5 protein-coding genes and 3 pseudogenes are annotated in these 5,412 nt (G+C 68.0%); 6 read left to right on the forward strand and 2 right to left on the reverse strand.

Annotation, left to right across the window (positions count from 1 at the left end; all coding sequences use genetic code 11):
* Nucleotides 1-96: 96 nt before the first annotated feature.
* The 5 genes and pseudogenes from AC2VOR_RS14080 to AC2VOR_RS14100 form a co-directional block, all read left to right on the forward strand.
* Nucleotides 97-748: pseudogene (locus AC2VOR_RS14080) on the forward strand (peroxidase family protein); the annotation flags it as partial.
* A gap of 118 nt (nt 749-866) precedes the next feature.
* Nucleotides 867-1,334, forward strand: a complete 468-nt coding sequence (locus tag AC2VOR_RS14085) for a DUF4262 domain-containing protein (RefSeq protein ID WP_369738613.1) — start codon at nt 867-869, stop codon at nt 1,332-1,334.
* Nucleotides 1,335-1,381: 47 nt separating this feature from the next.
* Nucleotides 1,382-1,831 carry an Rv1352/Rv1906c domain-containing protein gene (locus AC2VOR_RS14090; protein ID WP_369738612.1) on the forward strand — a complete coding sequence of 150 codons (450 nt, stop codon included), beginning with the start codon at nt 1,382-1,384 and terminating at the stop codon, nt 1,829-1,831.
* Between the two features lie 13 nt (nt 1,832-1,844).
* Nucleotides 1,845-2,816: an FAD-dependent oxidoreductase gene (locus AC2VOR_RS14095; protein WP_369741581.1), complete on the forward strand. Its 972-nt coding sequence runs from the start codon at nt 1,845-1,847 to the stop codon at nt 2,814-2,816.
* 241 nt (nt 2,817-3,057) lie between these two features.
* Nucleotides 3,058-3,348, forward strand: a pseudogene (locus AC2VOR_RS14100) (enoyl-CoA hydratase/isomerase family protein); the annotation flags it as partial.
* Nucleotides 3,349-3,501: 153 nt separating this feature from the next.
* On the opposite strand, the gene AC2VOR_RS14105 reads toward AC2VOR_RS14100, so the two are convergent.
* Together AC2VOR_RS14105 and AC2VOR_RS14110 are read right to left on the reverse strand one after the other, a co-directional pair.
* Nucleotides 3,502-3,903: a phage holin family protein gene (locus tag AC2VOR_RS14105; RefSeq protein WP_486963975.1), complete on the reverse strand. Its 402-nt coding sequence runs from the start codon at nt 3,901-3,903 to the stop codon at nt 3,502-3,504.
* A gap of 28 nt (nt 3,904-3,931) precedes the next feature.
* A pseudogene (locus tag AC2VOR_RS14110) lies at nt 3,932-4,933 on the reverse strand (amidohydrolase family protein).
* A gap of 33 nt (nt 4,934-4,966) precedes the next feature.
* Here AC2VOR_RS14110 and AC2VOR_RS14115 point away from each other — a divergent pair.
* Nucleotides 4,967-5,412 (forward strand): MFS transporter (locus tag AC2VOR_RS14115; RefSeq protein ID WP_486963974.1); only part of this gene is annotated, 446 nt, incomplete at its 3' end.

Genomic DNA, 5,412 nt, shown 5'->3' on the forward strand with positions numbered 1-5,412 from the left:
CTTCCGCCCAGCCATGTGATTCATCGTCCCTTCCGGCCCCCACATCGGGGCCACAGGACCCTAAAACAAGGCGGACTCATTCACCGGGGGCACGCCAAGTCCTTCAACTCCTCGGCGGGTGGGAAACAAAAAGGTGTCGTTCGCCGACCTCGTCGTGCTGGGCGGGTGCGCCGCCATCGAGAAGGCCGCGAAGGCGGCCGGCCACGACATCACGGTGCCGTTCGCGCCCGGCCGCACCGACGCGACTCAGGAGCAGACCGACGTCGAGTCCTTCGCCGTGCTCAAGCCGAAGGCCGACGGCTTCCGCAACTACCTCGGGAAGGCGAGCTCGATGCCGGCCGAGTACCTGTTGCTGGACCCGGCCAACTTACTGCGGCTCAGCGCACCCGAGATGACGGTGCTGGTCGGTGGTCTGCGCGTCCTGGGCGCCAACTACAAGCAATCGCCGTTGGGCGTCCTCACCGCCGCGCCCGAGTCGCTGACCAACGACTACTTCGTCAACCTGCTCGACATGGGCACCGCATGGGAGCCGTCGGGCGCCGACGACGGGACCTACGTGGGCAAGGACCGCGCCTTCGGGCAACCGAGGTGGACCGCCACCCGCGTGGACCTGGCGTTCGGGGCCAACTCGGAGTTGCGGGCTCTCGCCGAGGTGTACGGAGCCGACGACGCGCAGCCGAAGTTCGTTCAGGACTTCGTCGCCGCGTGGAACAAGGTGATCAACGCCGACCGGTTCGATTTGCGCTAGATCGACCTCCCACCGCCACCCCGCGGGCCATCCGGCCCGCGGGGTGGCGTGCGTTTGGGGCGGGAATGTCGGACCCCGCGGGCATGGTGGTCGCAAGCAACCAGAGAAAGGGACCGCCATGTGCTGGAGGTGCGACCACCCCGACAGGCCCGTACAGGACTACCTCGACGAGCTGTACGCGACCATGCCGAAGCGCGGTTGGGCCGTGCAATACGTGGAGAGCGAGCGGCGGCCATTCGCGTACACGGTGGGGCTGACCCGCTGCGACCTGCCGGAATTGCTGATCACCGGAGTCTCACCGCAGCGGGCGGTGGGCTTGCTCAACGCCGTCGCGTTCCAAGCGGTGAATCGTGGGGCGTTCACGGCGGGCGCGCGGATGACCCTCCCGGCCGGGTCTCGCGTCGAACTCGTCGAGGTGGAGCATCCGGACGCCCATTTGAAGTTCGCCACCGCGTTCTTCGGAAACCAGATGAGCGCACTTCAGGTGGTGTGGGCCGACGAGCGCGGTCGGTGGCCGTGGGCGCCGGACTTCGACGATGGCCGCGGCTCCCAGCCGGTTATGGGGGTGCGGGCCGTGTGCAATTGAGCCGAGGACGCCACCCCGGGGCGTTCGCGCCGGTAAACTGCACTCCTATGGGCTCGAAGTCGAAAGCACCGATCGCGGCACGGTTCGGCGCCGCGGGGCTGCTATTTGCGGGCTGCATTGCCGGTGCCGCCGTTGCCGGCGCGGACCCGGATCCGGCGCCGCCGCCCGCCCCGAAGACGACCATCGACAAGGACGGTACGTACGCAGTGGGCACCGACATCGCGCCGGGCATCTACAGCTCGGGCGGGCCCGTCGGCGACGGCACCTGCTACTGGAAGCGGACGGGCAACCCCGACGGCAACGTCGTCGACAACGCCCTGAGCAAAAAGCCGCAGGTGGTCCGTATCGATGCCACGGACAAGTCGTTCAAGACCAACGGCTGCCAGCCCTGGCAACTGACACCGGACGCCAACGTGCCCGCCGAAACGCCGCCGCAGGTCGCCGGCGCCCAGCTCGGCATCCTCAACGGGCTGCTGGGCGGGAACGCACCGCGCTGAGTTCTTGCCCGCCGTGGCCACCGCCCAACAGATCGTCGTGGTCGGCGCCGGTGTCAGCGGCCTGACGTCGGCGATCTGCCTGGCCGAGGCGGGCTGGCCCGTGCAGGTGTGGGCGACCGCAATGCCGCACCAGACCACGTCGGCGGTGGCCGGTGCGGTGTGGACTCCCCCGCGGCCGGCCGGGCGTGCCACTGCGACGCGGGCCTGGTGCGAACACTCGCTGCGGGTGTTCCGCGAACTCGCCGACGACCCCGCCACCGGAGTCCAGCTGGCACCGGCGATGGCGGCCGGCGATCTGAACGCAGCGATGTCGGCGGTGGGCGAATTGATCCCCGACCTGCGCGCGGCGGACGCTGCCGAGATTCCCGACGGCTTCGATGCCGCGTTCTGTGCCACCGTGCCGATGATCGACATGCCGCAGTACTTGGACTACCTGATCGGGCGACTGGCGGCGGCCGGATGCGAAATCGAGGCACACGCGGTCGGGTCCTTGGCCGAGGTCGCCGACACGGCTCCGATCGTCGTGAACTGCGCCGGCCTGGGCGCGCGAACGCTGGCGGGCGACGATACGGTGCGGCCCCTGTTCGGCCAGCACGTCGTTCTGACGAATCCCGGTCTGCGGCAACTGTTCCTGGAGGTCGACGGCGGATCGGAATGGACCTGCTTCTTCCCCCATCCGCGGCGGGTGGTGTGCGGCGGCATCAGCATCCCCGACCGCTGGGACACCACCGCAGACCCCGAGGTGAGCGAGCGGATCCTGCAGCGGTGCCGCCGGATCGAGCCGCGCCTGCGCGACGCGCAGTTGATCGAGACGATCACCGGGTTGCGCCCGGATCGTCCGTCGGTGCGGCTCGAGGCCGAGCCGCTGGGCTCGGCCCGGTGCATCCACAACTACGGGCACAGCAGCAACGGCGTGACCCTGTCGTGGGGCTGCGCGCGTGACGTGGTCCGCCTGGTGACCGGTGGTCACGGGGAGACGCGGTGAGCATCGAATACGCGCTGCACACCCACATCGCCACCATCACGATCAGCCGGCCCGAGACACGTAATTCGCTGGCATTTCCGCGATCTGACCCAACGCCTGGGCGGCGTTCCGCGACGACGCCCGCGCACGGGTCGCGGTCATCACCGGCGTCGGCCGGGACTTCTGCACTGGAGCCGATCTCGAGACGTACAAGCCGATCGTCGCGGCCGTGAACGGCACGTGCGTCGCGGGCGGCTTCGAGATGCTGACTTCCACCGACATCCGCGTGGCCGTGCCGGATGCGCGTTTCGCGGTCATGGAACCGAAGCGGGGTCTTTTCGCCGGCGGCGGAAGCACCGTGCGGCTGCCGCGGCAACTGCCCTACCCCATGGCGATAGAGCTGCTGCTGACCGCCGACGTGGTGGATGCGGAGCTCGCGTTGGCGATGGGACTGATCAACCGGGTCGTCCCAGTCGAAGAGCTGATGGATACCGCGTACGACTACGCCGGGCGCATCGCGGCCAACCCACCGCTCGCGGTTTCGGCGACCAAGCAGTCGAACGTCGAGGGTTTGGCACTGGACCTCGAGTCCGCATACGACAACGAAACTCGGCACAGCGAACGGATTTCACCACTGAAGACGCCAAGGAGGGGCCGCGCGCCTTCGCCGAGAAGCGACCGCCGCGGTGGCAGGGCCGCTGACGGTCTAGGTGCGGGTGCGACGATTGACGTCGCGAATCACCAGCGACAGCACCCAACTCACGATCGACAGCACGATCGCCGCCCAGATCGCCGTCCACCAGAAATGGTCGAAGCGCAGTCCCCAATGGGTGGTGTGTTCGGTGATCCACGCGGTGATCCACAGCATCAAGGCGTTGATCACGATGTGGATCAGGCCGAGCGTCAGGATGTACAGGGGGATCGACAAGATCTGGACGATCGGCTTGATGAACGCGTTGACCAGACCGAAGATCACCGCGACGACGAAGATGATGCCGACCGTCTGCAGTGTGCTGTGGCCGCCGACGAATTCGATCCCATGAACGAACTTGGTGACCAACCACAACGCAAAGCCGGTCAACGTTGCCCGGAGCAGGAAAGCACCCATGTCGAAAGATCCTGCCACCCCGGGCGCGTTAGTTCAGCCCGTAGAACCGCGGCGCGTTGAGGCCGCCGATCTTTTCGCGCGCCTCTTCGCTGATGTCGGCGCGGGTGCGCAGATGCTTGATGCTCTCCGGCCATTCGCCGTCCCAGTGCGGGTAGTCGCCGGCGAACATGATGAAGTCGGCGCCGAGCACGTCGATCACGCCGGGCAGGATGGGCTCCTCGGGCTCGCAGGTCACCCAGATGTTGCCCGCCCGTAGGTATTCGTGCGGGTCACGGCGCCAGCCGCGCTCGATCCAGTCGCCGCGCTTCTCGTAGTGCTCGTGCAGGCGGTCGATGAAGAACGGAACCCAGCCGGCGCCCGCCTCGAGGAAGGCGACCCGCAGATCAGGGTGCCGCTCGAAGACGCCGCCGGAGACCAGCGCCGTCATCGCCGTCATCTGGTCGAACGGGAAGCTGATGCAGTGCACCTGGATGTAGTTGGTGAAGCGGTCCACGCCGATCTTGGGCAGGTGGATGCCGGGGGCGCCGTGGACGCCGAGCGGCATCCCGAGCTCGACCGCGGCGGCGTAGAAGGGGTCGAGGTCGGGGTGGTCGAGGTTGCGGGTCTTGAGCGCCGGCGGGACGAGCGTGGCCACCAGCCCGAGGTCCCTGGCCTCGGTCATGACGTCGATGGCCACGTGACCGTGCTCGATTGGGGTGACGGCGACGCCTTTCAGTCGGCCGCCCGACGGCGCAGTAGTTTGCGATCCATTGGTTGTAGAGCCGCGCGAATCCGGCGGCGAACTCGGGGCCTCCAGGGCCGGGGCGCACAGCCCGAGGCTGGGATAGAGCACCATCGTGTCGATGTGGTCGCGGTCGGCGTCGTGCAGGACGCCTTCGGTGGAGCGTCAGTGAATCCCGGGAGCCTTGCTGATCCCGTGCTGCGGCGGACAACCCGCGCCCGGGCCCTCGTCGACCGGGTAGCTGCGTCCCTCGAACGTCAACCGGCTGCCGTCGGCGGCGGGCTTGACGTACTGCGGCCAGCGCTGCATCGCTTCGGTCGCCAGGGAGGAGTTCTCGGCGACATGTCCACTCTCGCGCGTACGCGCTCGGTACTGCACGATGCTGACGTGACAACACAGCGGATCACCCGCGACCAGCGCAACTCGTTCGTCGCCGCTTGGCTGGGCTGGACGATGGACGCCTTCGACTATTTCATCGTCGTGTTCGTCTACGCCGACATCGCGACAACATTCCACCGCAGCAAAGCCGAGGTCGCGTTCGTCACGACGGCCACCCTGGTCATGCGTCCCGTGGGCGCGCTGCTGTTCGGGCTCTGGGCCGACCGCGTCGGCCGGCGGCTGCCGCTGATGGTCGACGTGATCTTCTACTCGGTGGTCGGGTTCTTGTGCGCGTTCGCGCCCAACTTCACCGTGCTGGTGATTCTCCGGCTGCTCTACGGCATCGGGATGGGCGGCGAGTGGGGCCTGGGCGCCGCGCTGGCCATGGAGAAGGTGCCCACCGAACGGCG

This window comes from Mycobacterium sp. TH-M103 (assembly GCF_057473785.1).